Genomic DNA, 19,663 nt, shown 5'->3' on the forward strand with positions numbered 1-19,663 from the left:
AAGTTCCTGTTTGTCTGACTGCTAAACCGACGATATGAAAATGAAGATGAAATCCTTCTCTCTGTTGGCGGCCATGCTTGTGCTGGGGCTCTTCGTCTCTGCCGGGCCGTCGCCCAAGCCCCTGAAAGTGATTTTCGACACGGACATGGGCAACGACGTGGACGACGCCCTGGCGCTCGACCTGCTTTACAAGTATGTGGAGGACGGGCGGATCGACCTGCTCGGCATCACCTCCAACAAGGAGGAGCTGGCCAGCGTCGAATATATCGACATCATGAACAATTTTTACGGGTTTCCCGACATTCCGATCGGCCGTATCACCGATGGGGCCAACTGCGACCGGGTGAACAGCTACGTTTCCGTCGTGTCGAAGGACAAGCGTTACAAACGGAGCCATAAGGACTATACTAAACTGCCCGAGAGCGTCGATCTGATGCGCCGTCTGCTGGCCGAAGCCGAAGACGGTTCTGTGGCGATCGTCGCCGTTGGTTTTTCCACGAATCTTTCCCGCCTGCTCGCATCGAAACCCGACGGGTATTCTGCGCTGGACGGCCGCGAACTCGTACGCCGCAAGGTGAAGGGGCTCTATATGATGGCGGGGGACTTTACCCCCAAGCCGATCCGGCCCGAATACAATATCCGGATCGACAGGGCTGCCGCACAGGACGTATTCCGCAACTGGCCCACGCCGGTGGTGACCAGTCCCTGGGAGGTGGGAGAGGAGGTGCTCTATCCCTGCGAGTCTATCCTGAACGACTTCAAATACGCGGTGCCGCATCCGATGGTGGAGGCCTACAAGGTCTATAAGCCGATGCCTTACGACCGTCAGACCTGGGATGTGACTACGGTACTCTATGCCGTGGAGCCCGATGCCGGATATTTCGGTACGAGCGGTCCCGGTCGGATCGTGGTGACGGACGGCTCCCAGACCCTTTTCGAAGCCGATCCGGATGGAAACCGGAGTTATCTGACCATTACGCCCGAGCAGAGCCGGCGCGTGCGCGACTACTTTATCCGGATGATTACGCGGGTTCCCCGCGTCTACGGCGGAAAATAAAAACCGGAACCGGTGTTTCCCAAAATCGGGAGACACCGGCTCCGCCCGATAAGTCTCTGTCTCTTTTTGGAAGCTCTTTTGCGTCGGGAGTGCTCCTGCCCGGAACGGGACCGTGTGTGAGCAGCACGGTCCCGGGGGCGGGAGAGCCTTGCGCGGAGAGTCTTCCGGAAAGAGCGGAATCGGCCACCGGGACCGTTTCGTTTTTCCCGGGCCGGGACGACGAAGAACCGGGACTTCATGCTCCGGGATGTGATTCACCCCCTGTCACGGTACGTTCGTGACAGGGGGTGAATCCGTATAATTATATAGGGATGCGTTCCTTCCGAAGAAGGAGTGCATCCTGTACTATTTCGTGAAGAATTTGTACAGGCAGGTATGGGTGTAGACCTCGCCCGGCCGAAGTATCGTGGAGGGGAAATCGGGATGGTTGGGCCCGTCGGGGTACTTCTGGGTTTCGAGTGCCACCGATTCGCGGAAACGGAGCGGTTTACCCGTTTTGCCTGTGGTCGAGCCGTCGAAGAAATTTCCGCTGTAGAACTGGAGGGCCGGCTGGTCGCTCCATACCTCGATTCCGCGTCCCGAAACAGGCTCGTAAAGCGATGCAATCCATTCCACGTCGTCGGGGCTCTTGCGGTCGATCACCCAGTTCATGTCGTATCCGCGTCCGTTTTTGAGCTGGACGTTCTCCTGGTCGATCCGTTCCCCGATGGTCCGGGCGCTGCGGAAATCGAACGGAGTGCCTTCGACCGGCAGAATCTCTCCCGTGGGGATCAGTACGGAATCGACCGGGGTGATGGCGCTGCCGTTGATCGTGAGTAGGTTGTCGGTGACCGTTCCGTTGCCTTCGCCCTTGAGGTTGAAGAAGGAGTGGTGCGAGATGTTCGCCACGGTCGGTTTGTCAGTCGTGGCCCGGTAGGTGATCTTGAACCCGTTCTCCGGAGTAAGCGTGTAGGTCATGGTGATCGAGAGGTTGCCGGGGAATCCCTCCTCGCCGTCGGCGGCCAGATAAGAGAGGACGAGACGGTCGGCTTTCACCGAATCCACGTTCCACACCACGCGGTCGAGACCGTTCAGACCGCCGTGCAGGGTCTGTCCGTGGTCGTTCTGCGGCAGGGTGTAGGTTTCGCCGTCGAGGGTGAACGTTCCCCCTGCGATACGGTTGGCGCAGCGGCCTACCACGGCACCCAGAAAGCGTTCGCCCGTGTTGTTCACATACCGGTCGATGTTCTGGTATCCCAGTACCACGTCTTCGTATCTGCCTTCGCGGTCTGGAGCCCAGAGGGTTACCACCCGGGCTCCGTAGTTGGTGACCTGCATGGTCAGGTCGCCGCCCCGGATCGTGTAGAGCGATACGGCTTTCCCGTTGAGCGTGGTGTCGAAATCCGAAACCGGAAGCAGGGCGAACGGCTCCTGTTTCTTCGTGCAGGATGCGGCGAGCAACAGCAATGCGCCGAAAAGAAGTTTTTTCATCTGTTTATTGTCGTTTAGGTTTTCAATATCTGTGTCCGGAAACCGAAATGCAATTTAAAAATAGGAAGTTTTTCCGGAAAAAGTTCCCTTTTTCTCCGTTTTGCTCGATCTGTGCCATTGTTTGCCCGAATCGTTACATTTCCGAGTGCCGCCGGTCATCTTTTCCGGAGTGTACGAAGGGAGGGCTGGAGTCGTGGAATGGGGCGGAACCGCAGGGGAGGCAGGGAACATTCGGCGTATCGTTTGCCGGAATGATTCTGTGTAGGATGGTGTTTGTCCGTATCCTGAATAGCCGGAGAGCTCTGCCTCGATGTGGATGAGGGGATTGACTTTCCCGTTGTTGCCTGATTCGTTTCCGGACGACATTTTGTTCCGGAAATGGTACGATTTGACCGGATTGTGGCAAGGCCATTGTCCGGAAAGTCCTATTTTTAACTGCCGAAAATGTTTCGCGGCGGAGTGGAAAGCGTCTGTCCCGTCGGGAGACGGGGTGCCTGATGTTGGAAAATTTATTAACCTGAAAGAATTCGATATGAAAAAACGTTTGTTGTTGCTGTGTCTGTTGGGAATGGGTGCGGCTGTCCAGGCGCAGTGGGCTCCGGCGGGAGACCGGATCAAAACCCGCTGGGCGGAGTCGGTCGATCCCGCCCGGGTGCTGCCCGAATATCCTCGGCCCCTTATGGAGCGTTCCGAGTGGGTCAACCTGAACGGCCTGTGGGACTATGCCATCGTCGATGCGGGTGGCGGGGAGCCTCTCTCCTTCGACGGGAAGATACTCGTTCCCTTTGCCGTGGAGTCCTCCCTCTCGGGCGTAGGCCGCCGGGTGGGCGAGTCGAAAGAGCTGTGGTACAGCCGGACGTTCGGGGTGCCGTCGGCCTGGCGCGGGCGCCGGGTGCTGCTTCATTTCGGTGCCGTGGACTGGAAGGCCGACGTGTGGGTGAACGGCGTCCGGGTGGGCGGACACAAGGGCGGATACGCTCCTTTCAGTTTCGATGTGACGGCCGCTCTGGCCTCCAGGGGGGATAACCGGCTCGTGGTGCGGGTGTGGGACCCCACCGACCGGGGGCACCAGCCCAGGGGCAAGCAGGTGAACGATCCCAAATCCATTTGGTACACGCCGGTGACCGGTATCTGGCAGACGGTGTGGATGGAGCCTGTGGGGGAGTGTTCGGTCCGCGGTCTGCGTATCACACCCGACATAAATCGGAGGTCTCTGACGGTGGATGCATCGATCCGGGGTGCCGGTGCTTCGGATGTGGTCGAGGTGCGGGTGACGGACGGAGAGCGCCGGGTCGCTTCGGGTCGGGCCGTGGCCGGACAGGCCGTGGAGGTGCCTATGCCGGGAGACATGAAGTTGTGGAGCCCCGAATCCCCGTTTCTCTACGGATTGGAGGTGGTGCTGACCCGGGGCGGGAAAACCCTCGACCGGGTGAAGAGCTATGCCGCCATGCGCAAGTTTTCGGTGGGTACCGATCGCAGGGGAATCGTGCGGCTGATGCTCAACGACAAACCGCTGTTCCAGTACGGTCCGCTGGACCAGGGGTGGTGGCCGGACGGATTGTACACCGCTCCCACGGATGAAGCGCTGGCCTACGACGTCGTCAAGACGAAGGAGTGGGGTTTCAACATGATCCGTAAGCATGTGAAGGTGGAGCCGGCCCGCTGGTATTACCACTGCGACCGGTTGGGGATGATCGTATGGCAGGACATGCCCAGCGGGGACGGACAGACCGAATGGCAGCGTTTCGCCTATTTCAACGGTCGGGAGTTCGAGCGTACTCCAGAGTCGGAAGCCGATTTCCGCCGGGAATGGAAGGAGATTATGGATTGTCTCTATTCATATCCATCGGTGGGTGTCTGGGTGCCTTTCAACGAACGTTGGGGACAGTTCAAGACGGAAGAGATCGTGCGGTGGACGCAGGGTTACGATCCCACGCGGCCTGTCAATCCCGCCAGCGGAGGCAACCACTATCCCTGCGGGGATATGCTCGACCTGCACCACTATCCCGATCCGCAGCTGGCGATGTACGATCCCCGGCGGGCGACCGTGCTGGGCGAGTTCGGCGGAATCGGACGTGTGATGGAGGGGCATCTGTGGGAACCCGACCGCAACTGGGGCTACGTGCAGTTCCAGTCGTCGGACGAGGTGACCGACACCTATGTCCGGTATGCCGGTATGCTGCGAAAGCTGGTGGAGAAGGGGTGTGCCGCCGCGGTCTATACTCAGACTACCGACGTGGAGATCGAGGTGAACGGCCTGATGACCTATGACCGTAAGGAGGTCAAGGTGGACGAAAAACGTCTCCGCGAAGCCAACCGGGTCCTCTGCCGTTCGCTGGAAGGGGAGTAGGGGTGCTCTTCGCGCTCTGTCGCGTCACGATATAAATATGTAATATAAGTAGAAGGACGGCCTCCGGAGGCCGTCCTTCTTATTTTGAGGTCTCGGGGCTGCTTTTGAAAATGCAACCATAATGTCTGTGAATTGAGGCCGGGGACTGATGACTTTCGGAAAGGCGGAAAGTGTCCGAAAAGAGGAACGACGGAGCCGTTTCCGATAACTGAAACTGGGAAATAGCTCATTCTTAGTGGATTGTATTCCGTTAGGGCGGGAGACATCGTTCAAAAAGCAAAAAATTGCCGGATAAATTTGTTTATGTCATCTTATTTTCTTTATCTTTGACTACAATTAAAAATTGGTTTACCAGTTTGGTCGTCCAAAATACCGGGTTTGAGAATGAGATAATTATCTGTTAATCAGTACTAACCAAATAACTTGAGACTGCTTTATGGCTAAAAATTACTTGCAGAAGTCGTTGCTGATGCTATCAGTTCTGTTGATTAGCACGGCGGCAGCCTATGCGCAGAAAATCACCGTTCGAGGTGTGGTTTCTGACGAGCAAGGGCCTCTGATCGGCGTTTCCGTGGTGGTCAAATCCTCCGCCTCTTCATCCCCGACAGGGACCGCGACGGGTATCGACGGTTCTTATTCGATTTCGGTGCCCAATGCGGAGTCGGTGTTGGTGTTTTCCTACGTCGGCTATAAGACGATCGAGATCAAGGTCGGGAAACAGACTTCGATCAATGTGAAGATGGAAGCCGATGCCGCGAAACTCGATGAAGTGGTCGTGGTCGGTTATGGCGTGCAGAAGAAATCGCATCTGACGGGTTCTGTCGCGAAAATCGACGGCGGTATCCTGGCGGATCGTCCCGTTTCGGATGTCACGACGGCTCTTCAGGGTCAGATTCCCGGTCTGACGATCAATAATACTACGTCCGAAGTGGGTGTGACGCCGTCGATCCGTGTGCGCGGTACGGGGTCGATCTCGGCCGGCAGTTCGCCGCTGGTCATCATCGACGGTTATCCCGTTCCTGACGGTTTGCAGACGCTCAACCTTTCGGACATCCAGTCCATCGAGGTTCTGAAAGACGCCGCTTCGGCTGCTATCTACGGTTCGCGTGCGGCCAACGGTGTCATCATGGTCACCACTAAAAGCGGTGCTTCGGACAAATCCCGCTATTCGGTGAAACTTTATCAGGGTGTGAAGTGGGCTTACAAGCTCCACGACATGCTTTCGGCTACTGAGTACCTCCAGTGGCAGGAGAAGGAGGCTGCCTGGGGCGGTCCGGCCGTGAAGACGCAGGACAAGGTGGCCGCCTGGCTCGAGCAGAACATGGGGTCGACCGACTGGCAGCGCGAGGGTTTGCGCGATGCGGCCAGCGTCACCAACGTGCAGTTCTCTATGCAGGGCGGCAAACGCGGTGTCCGCTATTACTCGTCGGCCGCCTGGACCCGCGATCAGGGTATCATGCTCCAGAACGAAGTACAGAAAGTGACCTTCCGTACGAAGGTCGATGCCGATCTTTCGAAAACGGTCACTTTCGGGGTGAACGTGTCGGCCAACTATCAGAAGGCGGAGCGTCCGCGCAACAACTTCATTGATTTCTACCGTACGCCGTCGTTCCTGCCTGTTTACCACAATGCGTGGTCGACGGCATTGACGGGTTACACGGGTTTCGCACGCGGTAGCCACTTCAATAACCTCTATGCGCCGGTGGGCGATCCCGACGAGTACGGTAACCCGACCTACAATACGACGCCCGTGTCGCCCTTCAACTCGGCGAACAACAATCCCCGCAGCGTGATGGCCAACACCACGCGCTGGAGCGAGAACTTCCAGGGTATGGCCAATGTCTACCTGACGGTGGATATTTGCAAGGGCCTTCAGTTCAAGACTTCGAACGGTGTGAACGCTCGCTACCGGCCGCAGTATAGTTATGCCAACAAAAACGCCCTGAAGGACGGTACGGCCAGCGAGGCTACTTTCAACAGCATGCTCTACGTTGACCTGTTGACCGAGAATACGCTCACTTACAACCGCAAGGTCGGTCGGCATGAATTCGACATCCTGGCCGGTTACACGGCCGAGTCGACCCGCGTGCAGAACGTGGCGCTCACCGGTACGGGTTTCCCCACCGACAACATTCAGACACTCAATGCGGCGACGATTTTCGAACTGGCTTCCGAAAACAACGGAAACGGTGAGGGAACGGGAACGTTCCGTTATCCGAACCAGGTGCTCGAGTCCTATCTGGGACGTGTTTCGTACAGCTATGACGATCGTTATCTGATTTCTGCGTCGTTGCGTCTCGACCGTTCGTCGCTCTTTACGTCGGGTAACCGCAATGCATGGTTCCCTTCGGTGTCGGTCGGCTGGCGGATTTCCGAGGAGCGGTTCATGAAAAGCCAGCGGGTGTTCTCGAACCTCAAATTGCGTGCCTCCTACGGTGTGACGGGCAACAACAGCATCGACTACAACGCCGCCCTCGAAGTGCTCAATCCGGCCAACTATCCCACGGGCGCGGGCAATGGCTCGCTGACGCCGGGTGCTGCCAATATCTCTACGACGCTGGCTAATTCGAACATCACGTGGGAACAGACCGACGAGTACAACTTCGGTCTCGACGCCGGGTTCGTTGACAACAAGATATCTCTTTCGGTAGACGGATACTATTCGGTGACCCGTGCCCTGCTGTTCGAACAGCCTACGCAGTCGTTCACCGGATTCCAGTCCTACTGGAACAATATCGGCAAGGTCCGCAATGCGGGTGTCGAAATCCAGCTCGACACGCGGCAGATCAACCACAAGAAATTCAAGTGGTCGACGAATTTCAACTTCTCCCTTTCCCGCAATAAACTGCTCGAGATCGGTGGCGAGAAACAGGTCATCACGCAGGGTGAACGCTCGGAGAGCTATATCGCGCGTGTCGGCGAACCGCTGATTCAGTATTACGGCTTCAAAACCGTGGGCGTATGGAACAATCAGGCGGAGATCGACGCGAATCCTCATTTCGCGGGCGATGTGCCGGGAGGCCTCCGCATCTGGGATGCCGACGGAAACGGCGAACTGAACGATAACGACCGCGTGGCACTGGGAAGTCCCTATCCCGATTTCACGTGGGGCATGACCAACAACTTCAGCATCGGCAATTTCGACGTATCGTTCCTGCTGCAGGGCGTACAGGGTGTCACGGTGTTCAACGGCGATGTATTCTACAACGAGAGCCATAAGTACAACCGGGCCTACATGGAGAACCGCTGGGTGAGCGACACTCACCGCGGCGACGGCAAGACCCCTTACGCCAAAACCGGCTACGATATCATGCTTACCGATCTGGGCTTGCAGAATGCCTCTTATCTCTGTCTGCGGGACCTGACCGTAGGTTATACCTTGCCCAAGAAGACGGCGCGCAAAATCGGCCTGAACGGTCTGCGGCTCTATGTCACCGGCAGCAACCTGTTCTATCTCTGGAGCGATGACTACAAGGGTATCAACCCCGAGTCGCGCATGACTTCGGGCGATTATGCCAGCCCGCTGATCGACGGTTACCAGCGCGGTGGCTTCCCGCTCACGTCGACTTTCACATTCGGCATCGACCTTAACTTCTAACATCCGGAATGAAGATGAAAACTATTCTGAAATATATCGGTTCGGCGGCCCTGATGTTCGTCTTCGGAGCCTGCAACCTCGATCAGTATCCCTATTCCGAAACTGCGGCCGACGAGTACGTTAAGGATGCTGCGGCGGTGAACGATCTGGTGATCGGAACCTACAACGGCCTGCACAACGTCATGTATTACGAGTGGGCGCTCACCGAGCTGCGTTCGGACAATACCCGCATGCGTGTGAACGGTTCCTCGTCGCAGGATACGAAACTCATCGAACAGCTCGACCAGGGGACCATTACCACGGCTCATTCCTGGGTCGAGAACTACTGGAGTACGGCCTATGCGGCCATTGCCCGTGCCAACAAGGTGCTGGAAAACCTCGGTGTGGTAGGCGACGAAACGCTCCGCGCCCAGTACGAAGGCGAAGCGAAGTTCCTGCGCGCACACCTCTATTTCAATCTCGTGCGTCTTTGGGGACCGGTGTTCCTCGTGACGAAAAAGACGGGTTCCGATGAGGCGCGCCACATGCAGCGTTCGCCCGTAGAGGATATTTACGGATTGATAGAGGGCGATCTGAACGCCATCATCAACGGTGCGATGCTTCCCGATGTGGCGGCGTCGGGCAATGAGGGCCGTGCGACGATGCCTGCGGTCAAGGGACTGCTGGCCAAGGTCTACATGACCCGTTACGACGTGGGCTCCGATAATTACATGAAGGCCGGAAGCCTGTTGCGCGACGTGCTGGCCGCGGCGGGCAATCCGCAGAACGGATCGGATCTGGTGCCCTACGACCGGATTTTCGCCGTCGACAACGAGATGAACAAGGAGATCATCTTCGCCGTGCGCTACCTCTCGGGCAATGTGGGGCTGGGGTCTCCCTTCGGAACGCTTTTCGGGCCGATGAACAACGGCAATAACGTGATTATGGGTTCTCCCAAGCATTACAACTATCCTTCGGACGACCTGGTGGCGGCGTATAACAACAACGGTACCACCGAAAAGCCCGATCTTCGCAAGACCGTGACGCTCAAGGAGAGCTACTACAATGCCACGACCGAACAGACCGTCGAGGCCCGCTGGTGCGACAAGTTCCTCTCGCCGATCACCTCCGAGTACGACGGGGAAAACGACTGGCCCGTGCTGCGCGTGGGTGATGTGGCTCTGCTGCTGGCCGAGTGGATCAACGAAACGTCGGGTCCCACGGACGAAGCGATGCGGTATCTGAACATGATACGCGAACGTGCCGGCGTGACCACCTACGCCACGTCCGACCTCTCGTCGAAATACCTGTTCCGGGTGGCCGTGCGCAACGAACGCCGTCTGGAACTGGCGTGCGAAAACCAGCGCTGGTTCGACCTGATGCGCTGGAAAGTGGCCGCATCGACGGTCAGCGATCATCTCGCGTCGGAACTTTTTTACTCCGATTACGACTATACGGTCAATCCGATCGAGGAATGGCAGGTCCTGCTTCCCATTCCCATCTCGGTCATCAACATCAATCCCGACGTGGCCCAGAACCCCGGCTACTAAACTGATAACAGTAAAAACCTATGAAACGAATCGTAAATCAGATATGCACCTTTGCAGCTGCCGCCGGAATGTTCTTCGCGGCGGGTTGCGACGACACCTATGTGGACGAAGTGGTGAAGCATGCCCCCGTTATCGAGTCTTTCTCGCCCGCCTCGGCTCCCGTGGGCGCTGAGATCATCGTCACGGGACAGTATCTCAGCGGAGTCACCAAGGCTTATATCGGCGACGTGGAGATGGTCATCAAGGAGAAGGTGTCCGACAGCAGGCTGTCGATCGTCGCCGGGGCCGAGGGCCGCGACGGCAGGATCGTATTGGTCAACAGCGAGGGCCGCAGCGAATCGGAAGCCTCGTTCGTTTTCAGCTATGCGGTTCCCGAGCTGAAGGCTTCCCTGTTGCAGCCTTCGGTCGAAATGGGCGATCGCCTGCTGCTCTCGGGTACGCATCTTTCGGCTGTGGAGGCGGTGCTCTTCACCGCCGACGGGGACGACGGCGGGACTCCCTACGAGGGACACGAGGGCGATATCTATGAACAGAGCGAGTCGGAGATCGTCGTGCGCGTACCTTATGTCGAAAACGACAATGTGCGTATCACGCTGCGTTATTTCGACGGTACGGAGTCGGTGACCACGTCTCTCGACGAGGCACCCTCGATCGAAGTCATCCGTATCGTGCCCGAGTTCGATCAGCCTGTTGTATTGGAACGTACAGCCGTGGGGAAAACCGTGAAACTGACAGGAAAGAATCTCGACAAGGTCGACCGGATTCTCGTGGGCGGGTTTGAGGCTACGGTGTCGAAACAGCCTTCGGAACTGATTTTCACGGTTCCTGCCGGAGATTTCGTCGACGGAGACACCGAGACGGATGTCGTGGCGGAGTATTTCGACGGCGAGGAGAATATCGTCCTGAGCGAGACGTTCGTGGTCTACGTACCGTTCGTCCAGTTCTGGGAGAATATGCGGACCTGGGGACAGGGACGCGACGTGGAGACGCTCGCTTCGTTCTTCTCACCCGCAACGGGCCGCGTTTACGCCAATTCCGACTGGCGCGAGAAGGTCGACCCGATTTCGTTCCGCTACCAGGCGGCAACCTGCTCTGCCGCCAATACGCCCAACAAGTCGGCGATTACCGAGGAGCAGTACAATTCGGTCAATCCGTATTTCTTCTTCTCGGGTCTGAATGCGGGTCAGTTGCAGATCAATTCTCCCGCGAATTCGAACAGCCAGTTGCGTAACTTCTTCATCAATGCGACCAATCCCAGCGGAACGAAGACCGACGAGAACCGGCTGCCCGGGGCGAAGGTCGACTGCTATGGTACTCCCGTACTGACGTTCCGCTACCTCGATCCTTCCAACGGAACGGAACAGGCATTGATCGAGCAGGTCCGGAACCAGACGCTGGAGAAGATCGACGAAGAGGTTTTCCCGATCGACGTGGAGGCGAAGACCGTCGCCGGTATCGGGATCAATTCGGCGAAAGGCTCTCTGAACAGCGACGTGTGGGCGAATGGCAAATATACGGCAGGTACCGACGCTGCCAATGTCGATGTCGATGCCGTGCTGATGGTGCTTTATTACGGATACGAGGGTTCGACGGGAAATGTCGCGGCGAATGTGAAGCGGATCGGCTTCCTGCATATCCGTACGGTCAATTTCAAGACCTATAACAACACCAAAGCGCCGTCGTCGAGCGATGTGACTTTCAACTGTTACTGGCAGAAGTACGATTACGATTATTCCAAGATTGTCAAATAACCTAAAACTTCCCCGAAGATGAAACGAGTCTCCAAGTATCTGGCTCTCCTTCTGGCGGGATCGCTCGCGGTGCTGACTGCGTGCGGCCCTGAGATGAGCCAGGTTGATGTACAGCATATTCCTGCGGTAGACGGCACCAAACTCGATCCGTTGACCGACGAAAGCGGAAGTTCCCGTGCCTATGTCGGTACGGAAGTGAAGGCTGAGGGTTTCAACCTCGACCTCGTGACCCGCGTGAGTGTGGGCGAACTCGACGCCGAGATCACCGAACAGACGATCAAGACGCTCAAATTCAAGATTCCCGAGCTGCAGTTGGCCCAGCAGGACGCTCCGCATGCGGTTGACCTGAACATTTACGACGCGAAAGGTACGATCTTCACCTGTCCTTACTATGTGACCGTTCCGGTCACCGATGCCCGGATCGAAGGTTATGAACCCAACGAGGGTACGGTCGGTACGGAGATCACCCTCAAGGGGCGGAATCTGGAACAGATCACCCGCGTGCATTTCGGTGGAGTGACGGTCGAGGCGGCCGACTTCACGGACGTGGCCTCCGGTGCGGTGAAGTTCGCGGTTCCGGGAGGAGATTACGCCGCAGGGGACAGCCAGATCGCCATTTCGGCCGAATGGGGTACGAGTACGATCGACGTGACGGGAGAGGCCCCGTTCGCGATGCATACGCCGCGTTTCGATGCCGTGTCGCAGCCCGAGGGTACGAACTCCGCGATCGGCGATGAGGTGACCTTTACGGGTTCGAACCTCGATCTGGTGAACGGCATGAAGTGGGGCGAGTATGAATTGATCGTGACCGAAACGGAGGCCACGGCTGTCACGGTGAAATTCCCCTCGTCGATCGACAAGGCAGATCCGGTCGTTGCGACGGCGGCGCTGACGGCGCTTTGGGGTACTCCCCAACAGTCGACAAGCGTGGTTTCGGCATGGCGTGTCGATACGACGCCCACGGGTCCCGCAACACCGGTGCTGACCCGTATGGAGGCCGAGGACGGCGGCGAGGACAACAAGTTCTATCTGGGCAAGACCGTGACGGTCGTGGGCGAGAATTTGGCCTCGGTCGAGGGCTTTACGGTCGGCGGTGTGGAGGCCTCACTGGTCGGCGTCCCGACGGATGTCGAAGCTAAATTCACCGTGCCCGACGGCGTGACGTTCACCGAGGCGACGGAGGTTGATGTCGTGGCGCTCTACAACGGAGGCAACCAGGCCGATTTCGGCAAGGCGAAAGTCTATCCGTTCTATTACTACAAGAATGTCAAAATCGGTGCGCGGGATGCATCCAACGCTCAGATCGCTTTCTGTTTTCCCGACCTGGGCCGGACCGTGTCCACCGACGACTGGAGAACGTATGACAAGTATGCTTCCGCCGAAGTGATGAAGACGAAAAACGAGTTGAATAAAGATGTTATCGGCAAGGCGGAATATTACGAGGTACTTCCCTATTTCTTCTGTTCGAGCGGTTCTTCCTCGTTCTCGCTTCAGGGCCCCTGCGGCAGCAACAGCCAGTTGAAGAACTTTAAGACGAGCGGAGGTGTCAGCATTACCGACGGGAATACATGGTACGGAACCCCGATCGTGGGATTCCGCAATATCGAGGAGTCCGGAGCCAAAGAGGAGGCCCTGGCGACTGCCGCGGCCGTGCGCGACGGGTCCATCGGAACGATGGTTTTCACGACCGTGAAAACCGCGACCGCTTCGCCCGCCTATGCTTTCGACGGCGATGCGACGGGGTCGGGTGATTTCAAGGTCGGTTCTGTCCTGCTGGTACAGTATTCGACCTACGACTGGGGGAAGATCAAGGCCGAAGAGGACGGCATCTGCCGGACAGGGTTCCTGTTTATCAAGGAGGTGACGGCTGCGGCTACGGACGATACCTCGGGAACCATTACATTCGACATGTACTGGTCGAAGACGCTGAACGAATAGAAGCGGAACTGCATTTTATGGTTAAATGAGGGACGTCTTCCGGGGAACAGCCTCGCTTGAAAAGCGAAGGCTGTTCCGGAAGACGTTTGAAAGGAGATACGAAATGGTGCGCAAATCTTTCATCCTGTTGATGCTGCTGGCTGCACAGACATTGGGCTGCTCGGGAGGCGAGACGACGCCCGGTCCGTCGGGTCCGGAAGTGCCCGGAACGTCGGGAAAACTTTCCGGAGAACCGGTCTATGTCGCATCGGCCGACGAACTCAAGGCGCTGGGAAACCTCACGGCGGGATCGGTCGTCATCTGGAGGAACGGCACGTATGCCGACCAGACCGTCGAACTGAAAAGTGCCGGAACGGCTGAAAATCCCGTCGTTTTGCGGGCCGAAACCCCCGGGAAGGTCCTCTTTACGGGGACTTCGCGGCTCTCGGTGTCGGGAACGCACGCCGAGGTGAACGGTTTCTGGTGGCGGGACCCGGAGCCCGTGAAGGGAAAGGCGGTGGTCACGTTGGCGAAAGGGGCGGAGAAGTGTGCACTCGTCGATTGCGCCGTTACGGGGGACGGTACGCGGGAGGATACCTCTATCGATACCAAATGGGTTTCGCTCTACGGTTCGGGGCATCGTGTCGAAGGGTGCACGTTCCGGGACAAGCGCAATATCGGCACGCTGCTGGTTGTCTGGCTGGAGACGGGCATCACCCCGGGGCATACCGTTAGGGGCAACCGGTTCGAACGTCCCGTGACGCTTTACGATGGGAAAGGCAAGGCGATCAACGGCCAGGAGACCATCCGTATCGGTACGAGCGACTTTTCGATGCAGGATGCGTCGTGCACGGTCGAGGACAACTACTTTTATCACTGCCATGGGGAGCAGGCCGAGATCGTTTCCAATAAGTCGTGCCGGAACCTCTACCGCCGCAATCTTTTCGTGGAGTGCCAGGGCTCGCTGACCCTGCGGCACGGAAACAGTTGTACCGTGACGGGCAACTATTTCGTGGGTAACGGCATGGCCGGTACGGGCGGTATCCGTCTGATCGGCGAAGGACATACCGTCGAACGCAATTACCTCGAAGGGCTGGCCGGCACGGGGTACCGTTCCGCGATCTGTCTCGTGCGCGGCCAGCAGGATGCCCCCCTGAACGGCTACTGGCAGGTGAAGGATGCCCGGGTCTGCAACAATGTGGTGACAGGCTGCAAATACGGGCTGAACGTCAACTATGCCAGCAGCGGCAGCGACCAGGTGCTTCCCGTCGTTTCGACCGTGATAGCGAACAATACCGTATCGGCCTTGTCGTCGGGATATGCCGTCGACTGTACGACGCCGCCCGCTCCCGATATCGCATGGGAGGAGAACATCCTTTACGGCCGCCAGCGGGGTGTCTCGCTGCCTGCCGTGACGACGGCTCCCGTCAAACCCAATGTGCAACCGGCGATGGATGCTATCCGTGAGGGCGCCGGATGTTCCTGGAAAACCGAATAACACCGAAATTTTATGAAATACCTGAAACCGATTCTTCTGGCAGCGGTTGCCGTATTGTCGATCCGGCCCGCTCCGGCACGCGAGTACCGCGTGACGCTGGACAGCGTGGCCGCGGTGCTCGAAACGGCCCGTCCCGGCGACCGGATCGTCGTCGAAGAGGGCACATACCGCGATATGGAACTCAAGTGGCGCGGTGCGGGTGCCGAAGGAAAGCCCGTGCGCATCGAGGCTGCGACTCCGGGCGGCGTCGTAATCGGCGGCGCCTCGACGCTCCGCATTGCGGGCAGATGGCTCGAAATCTCCGGATTCGATTTCCGTGACGGATATGCTCCGTCGGGTTCGGTCATCGAATTCCGTTGCGGTAGGGAGGTCGCCGACGACTGCCGCCTGACAGAATGCGTCGTCGAAGGATACAATCCGGTCCGCCGTGACCAGGCATACAGCTATGTCCTGCTTTTCGGCCGCCGCAACCGCGTGGACCATTGCACGCTGACCGGGAAACTGAATCTGGGCGTGACGCTGATTGTGATGCTCAACGAACCCCGCAGCCAGCAGAACCATCACCGGATCGACCATAATTGGTTCGGACCTCGGCCTGTCTATGGTTCCAACGGTGCGGAGACCATCCGTGTCGGTACTTCGCAACAGGCCTATACCTCTTCGAATACCCTGATCGAGGAGAATCTTTTCGACCGTTGCAACGGCGAGGTCGAAGTGGTCTCGATCAAATCGAGCGACAACGTGATCCGCCGCAACGTCTTTTTCGAATCCGAAGGCGTGCTGGCGTTGCGCCACGGCGACCGCAACACGGTCGAGGAGAACCTCTTCGTGGGACACGGCAAGCGGAACACGGGCGGTATCCGTATCGTGAATGCCGGTCATAAGGTGAGACGCAACACGCTGGTCGGCATTGCCGGCGGACGTTTCTTCTCGGCGCTTGCGCTGATGAACGCCGTGCCCAATTCGCTGCCCAACCGATACTGTCTGGTCGAGGATGTCGAGGTGACCGACAATACCTTCATCGACTGTTCGAACATCGAGTTCGGAACGGGCAAGGACCTCGAACGCACCCTTGCTCCCGAGCGTGTCCTTTTCGCGCGCAATACGATCGTCAACGGGAAACTCGACGCCCCTTTCATAGCCGTGGACCGCACCGACGGATTCACGTTCCGCGACAATCGGGTGAAACTGGCGGAGAAGTGCACGCTCGAAGGGTTTGAGAATGTTGTGCCGCAGCTTCCCGTGCTGCCGACCGAGACTGCGATGCGTGCCGGGAAGGGCGCTGCGTGGTACAGGCCCCGGACTGAGATTCATAAACCGGTAGAGACGGTTTACACCGTACATGCCGGCGAGGACCTGCCCGCCGTGGTCGAGCGGGCCGAAGCAGGGGCGGTCGTCGAGCTGGCCGATGCCGGAGGCGACTACGCCATTGCGCGGGCGATGGTGGTGAAGGTGCCGCTGACGATCCGCGCCGCGAAGAACGGTGCCCGGCCCGTGGTGCGTTTCAACGGTGCGAAGGGCGATAACATGGTGACCATTGCCGACGGCGGTGATCTGCGTATCGAAGGCATCGCTTTCTCGGGAACGCTCGAAGCGGGCAAGGCTCTGGCTAAGGCAGGGATTTCTACCGCCGCAGAGATGATCCGTCCCTATAACCTGCGGATCGACAACTGTGAGTTCTTCGATTTCGGCGAAGGCGGTTTCTTTGCCGTGAAGGGGTTGCAGGCGACCTTTGCCGGGCGGGTCGAGATCCGCAATTCATTGTTCCGCGATCTCTCGGGCGATGCGATCAACTATGCAGCCGAACGTGACGACAAGGGGCGTTACAATGCCGACGACATGCTGATCGAGAACTGCTCGTTCTACCGGATACTTGGCCTGCCGATCAATATCTACCGCGGCGGCAGCGACGAATCGACCGCCGGACCCTATGTCGAAATCCGCAACTGCAACTTCGAAGACTGCTGTAACAAGGAGCGTGGTTCCGTGATGCGTCTGGTGGGGCCGCAGGTGCTCGATATTGCAGGATGCAATTTCTCGAACAGCGGCCGGGGGGGGCGTTCGATCCGTCTCGACGAGGCTACATGGGAGAAAATTTCCATTGCGGACTGTAATTTCTGGAATGCCGGGGGTATCCTTTCGATGACGGGCAATGTCGTCAAGGGGAAACTTTACGATGTGGAGCCTGACTATGCCGATCCTGAGGGACACGACTTCGCGCAACGTCCCGGCAGCCGTCTGGCGCAACTGGGAATCGGTGTGAAAAAATAAGTGGAGACGATGAAAAGGATATTTTATACCGTTGTGTTTACGCTCCTGACGTTTGCCCTGACGGCCGGGGAGCACCCCTCTTTGCTGCTTACGAAGAAGGGCGTCGCCGCCATGCGCGAGGCCCGGGGACAGGTTCCGGCGTTCGATGCCGCGATAGCCCGTACGCTGGCCGGTGCCGATGCTGCCGTGGCTTCGGAGATCGTCGTTCCCGAGCCCCGCGACGGAGGAGGGGGATACACGCATGAGCGCCACAAACTCAATTATTACGAAATGGTCGACTGCGGCATCGCCTGGCAGGTGACCGGAGAGGAGAAATATGCACGTCGTGTCGTGAAGATGCTGGAGGCTTATGCCGACCTCTATCCGACGCTGGGATTTCATCCCGTGACGCTGTCGAAGACTCCGGGCCGCATTTTCTGGCAGACGCTCAACGAAAGCGTGTGGCTGGTGCATACCGCGATGGCCTACGATTGCGTCTATGATTACATGACCCCCTCGCAGCGGGACGATGTGGAGCGGAACCTCTTTCGTCCGATGGCTGATTTCCTGATGAACGGCATGGAGGGAAACCGCGGCAATAACAAGGTGTTCAATAAGATGCATAACCATGCCACATGGGCTACCTCGGCCGTGGGCATGATCGGCATGGCCATGGGGGATGGCGCGCTGGTGAACAAGGCGCTTTACGGCACCGACGAAACGGGCCGGACGGGCGGGTTCATCCGCCAGCTGGATTATCTCTTTTCGCCCGATGGTTACTTCACCGAAGGGGCCTATTACCAGCGGTATGCCATCTGGCCTTTCATGGTTTTCGCGCAGTGTATCGAGCACAACCGCGCCGACCTGAATATCTTTGCCTACCGCGACGGTATTCTGCTCAAAGCGGTTTCTACGCTGTTGCAGCTGGCTTACAACGGGCGTTTTATGCGTTTCAACGATTCGCTGGAGAAGGGTTACGACGCTCAGGAGCTGATCTATGCCGTGAATATAGCCTACAATGCCGATCCGACGAACAAGATGCTGCTGGATGTAGCGGCGCGCTGGCAGGATTGGGTGCTGCCGACCGATGCCGGTTTCGCCGTGGCGCGCGATATCGCCCGCGGCGAGGCACGACCGCTCGTTCTCCGCAGTTCGCTTTTCCGCGACGGGCGCGACGGCGACGAAGGAGGGATGGCGGTGATCCGTTCCACGGACCCTGCGCTGAACAGTGCCCTGACACTGAAGGCCACGTCACACGGACTGAGCCACGGTCATTACGACAAACTGACGATGGCTTATTACGACAACGGCAACGAGGTTCTGGCGGACTACGGCGCTGCCCGGTGGCTCAACATAGAGGCCAAATACAAAGGGCATTACACCCGTGAAAACAAGACCTTCGCCATGCAGACCATCGCCCACAACACGCTGGTCGTGGATGAACGTTCTCATTTCGGCGGCGATTACGACGAGTCGATGAAGCACCATTCGGACATCTATTTCGCCGATTTTGCACACGACAGCGTGCAGGTCGTCTCGGCCAAGGAGGACAACGCCTGTCCGGGAGTGCGCATGCACCGCACGCTGGCCTATGTCACCACGCCGTTTCTGCAATATCCGCTGATTCTCGATATCCTGCGGGCCGAGAGCGGGTCGGAGCACCGGTATGACTATCCGATGTGGTACAACGGCCATCCGGTGAGTTTCAATTTTCCCTATGAAAAGGCTCTTTCGACGATGACGGCGCTGGGAACGGCCAATGGGTACCAGCATCTATGGCGGCAGGCGGCAGGGCGCAACGAAGCGTCGGGAACGAGTATCTTCACCTGGATCACGGGAAATCGGTTCTACTCGCTTTCGACCGTAACGACCCCGGCCAGCGAAATGGTGTGCGTCGAGGCGGGAGCCGGTGATCCCGATTTCAACCTGCGTTCCGAAAAGGCGTATATCGTTCGTGAAAAGGGAAAGAAAAACCACACGTTCTTTTCCTCGCTCGAGACCCACGGGACCTATGATCTGCAGGTGGAACAGTCCGACAATCTGACCTCTTCCTGTCTCGGGGTGAGGCTCGTGGCCGATACGCCCGACTATACGGTCGCGGTGGCCGACTATGCGGGGGGGCACAGCGTTACGCTCTGTGTCTCGAACCGTACGGCCGGTACCGGGGAGCGTCACAGCGTGGAGACCCCCGAAGGCCGTTTCGAATGGACGGGACCCTATGATGTGAAAATGAAATGACAAAC

General features: G+C 58.1%; 10 protein-coding genes. 9 read left to right on the plus strand and 1 reads right to left on the minus strand.

Annotated elements, in window-relative coordinates; all coding sequences use genetic code 11:
• The first annotated feature begins 34 nt into the window (after positions 1–34).
• On the plus strand, positions 35–1,057 hold the full coding sequence (locus tag INF32_RS01180; RefSeq protein WP_226386590.1) for a nucleoside hydrolase: 1,023 nt from the start codon (positions 35–37) through the stop codon (positions 1,055–1,057).
• A 345-nt stretch (positions 1,058–1,402) separates the two neighbouring features.
• Here the strand turns inward: INF32_RS01180 and INF32_RS01185 are convergent, their stop codons facing one another.
• Positions 1,403–2,527 (minus strand): aldose epimerase family protein, encoded by a 1,125-nt coding sequence (locus tag INF32_RS01185; protein WP_226386591.1) that lies wholly within the window; start codon positions 2,525–2,527, stop codon positions 1,403–1,405.
• 532 nt (positions 2,528–3,059) lie between these two features.
• On the opposite strand from INF32_RS01185, the gene INF32_RS01190 reads away from it, so the two are divergent.
• The 8 genes from INF32_RS01190 (at position 3,060) to INF32_RS01225 (ending at position 19,658) form a co-directional block, all read left to right on the plus strand.
• Positions 3,060–4,877, plus strand: a complete 1,818-nt coding sequence (locus INF32_RS01190) for a glycoside hydrolase family 2 protein (protein ID WP_226386592.1) — start codon at positions 3,060–3,062, stop codon at positions 4,875–4,877.
• A 436-nt stretch (positions 4,878–5,313) separates the two neighbouring features.
• The gene (locus INF32_RS01195; RefSeq protein ID WP_226386593.1) at positions 5,314–8,475 is read left to right on the plus strand and encodes a SusC/RagA family TonB-linked outer membrane protein; all 3,162 of its coding nucleotides are present in this window, start codon (positions 5,314–5,316) and stop codon (positions 8,473–8,475) included.
• Positions 8,476–8,489: 14 nt separating this feature from the next.
• On the plus strand, positions 8,490–10,004 hold the full coding sequence (locus tag INF32_RS01200) for a RagB/SusD family nutrient uptake outer membrane protein (RefSeq protein WP_226386594.1): 1,515 nt from the start codon (positions 8,490–8,492) through the stop codon (positions 10,002–10,004).
• Positions 10,005–10,024: 20 nt separating this feature from the next.
• Positions 10,025–11,755, plus strand: coding sequence for an IPT/TIG domain-containing protein (locus INF32_RS01205; protein ID WP_226386595.1), 1,731 nt, complete (start codon positions 10,025–10,027; stop codon positions 11,753–11,755).
• An 18-nt stretch (positions 11,756–11,773) separates the two neighbouring features.
• Entirely contained in the window at positions 11,774–13,693 is a 1,920-nt protein-coding gene (locus tag INF32_RS01210) for an IPT/TIG domain-containing protein (protein WP_226386596.1), read from the plus strand.
• A gap of 103 nt (positions 13,694–13,796) precedes the next feature.
• Positions 13,797–15,170, plus strand: a complete 1,374-nt coding sequence (locus tag INF32_RS01215) for a polysaccharide lyase 6 family protein (RefSeq protein ID WP_226386597.1) — start codon at positions 13,797–13,799, stop codon at positions 15,168–15,170.
• 12 nt (positions 15,171–15,182) lie between these two features.
• Positions 15,183–17,441 carry a chondroitinase-B domain-containing protein gene (locus INF32_RS01220; protein WP_226386598.1) on the plus strand — a complete coding sequence of 753 codons (2,259 nt, stop codon included), beginning with the start codon at positions 15,183–15,185 and terminating at the stop codon, positions 17,439–17,441.
• Positions 17,442–17,450: 9 nt separating this feature from the next.
• On the plus strand, positions 17,451–19,658 hold the full coding sequence (locus INF32_RS01225) for a heparinase II/III domain-containing protein (RefSeq protein ID WP_226386599.1): 2,208 nt from the start codon (positions 17,451–17,453) through the stop codon (positions 19,656–19,658).
• Positions 19,659–19,663 lie beyond the last annotated feature (5 nt).

Origin of the sequence: Gallalistipes aquisgranensis, from assembly GCF_014982715.1 — a bacterium.
Taxonomy (GTDB): Bacteria; Bacteroidota; Bacteroidia; order Bacteroidales; family Rikenellaceae; genus Gallalistipes; species Gallalistipes aquisgranensis.

Coding starts and splice junctions, on each gene's coding strand:
- INF32_RS01195 (WP_226386593.1), top strand. CDS start 5,314: ATGGCTAAAAATTACTTGCAGAAGTCGTTGCTGATGCTATCAGTTCTG.
- INF32_RS01190 (WP_226386592.1), top strand. CDS start 3,060: ATGAAAAAACGTTTGTTGTTGCTGTGTCTGTTGGGAATGGGTGCGGCT.
- INF32_RS01215 (WP_226386597.1), top strand. CDS start 13,797: ATGGTGCGCAAATCTTTCATCCTGTTGATGCTGCTGGCTGCACAGACA.
- INF32_RS01210 (WP_226386596.1), top strand. CDS start 11,774: ATGAAACGAGTCTCCAAGTATCTGGCTCTCCTTCTGGCGGGATCGCTC.
- INF32_RS01185 (WP_226386591.1), bottom strand. CDS start 2,527: ATGAAAAAACTTCTTTTCGGCGCATTGCTGTTGCTCGCCGCATCCTGC.
- INF32_RS01205 (WP_226386595.1), top strand. CDS start 10,025: ATGAAACGAATCGTAAATCAGATATGCACCTTTGCAGCTGCCGCCGGA.
- INF32_RS01200 (WP_226386594.1), top strand. CDS start 8,490: ATGAAAACTATTCTGAAATATATCGGTTCGGCGGCCCTGATGTTCGTC.
- INF32_RS01180 (WP_226386590.1), top strand. CDS start 35: ATGAAAATGAAGATGAAATCCTTCTCTCTGTTGGCGGCCATGCTTGTG.
- INF32_RS01225 (WP_226386599.1), top strand. CDS start 17,451: ATGAAAAGGATATTTTATACCGTTGTGTTTACGCTCCTGACGTTTGCC.
- INF32_RS01220 (WP_226386598.1), top strand. CDS start 15,183: ATGAAATACCTGAAACCGATTCTTCTGGCAGCGGTTGCCGTATTGTCG.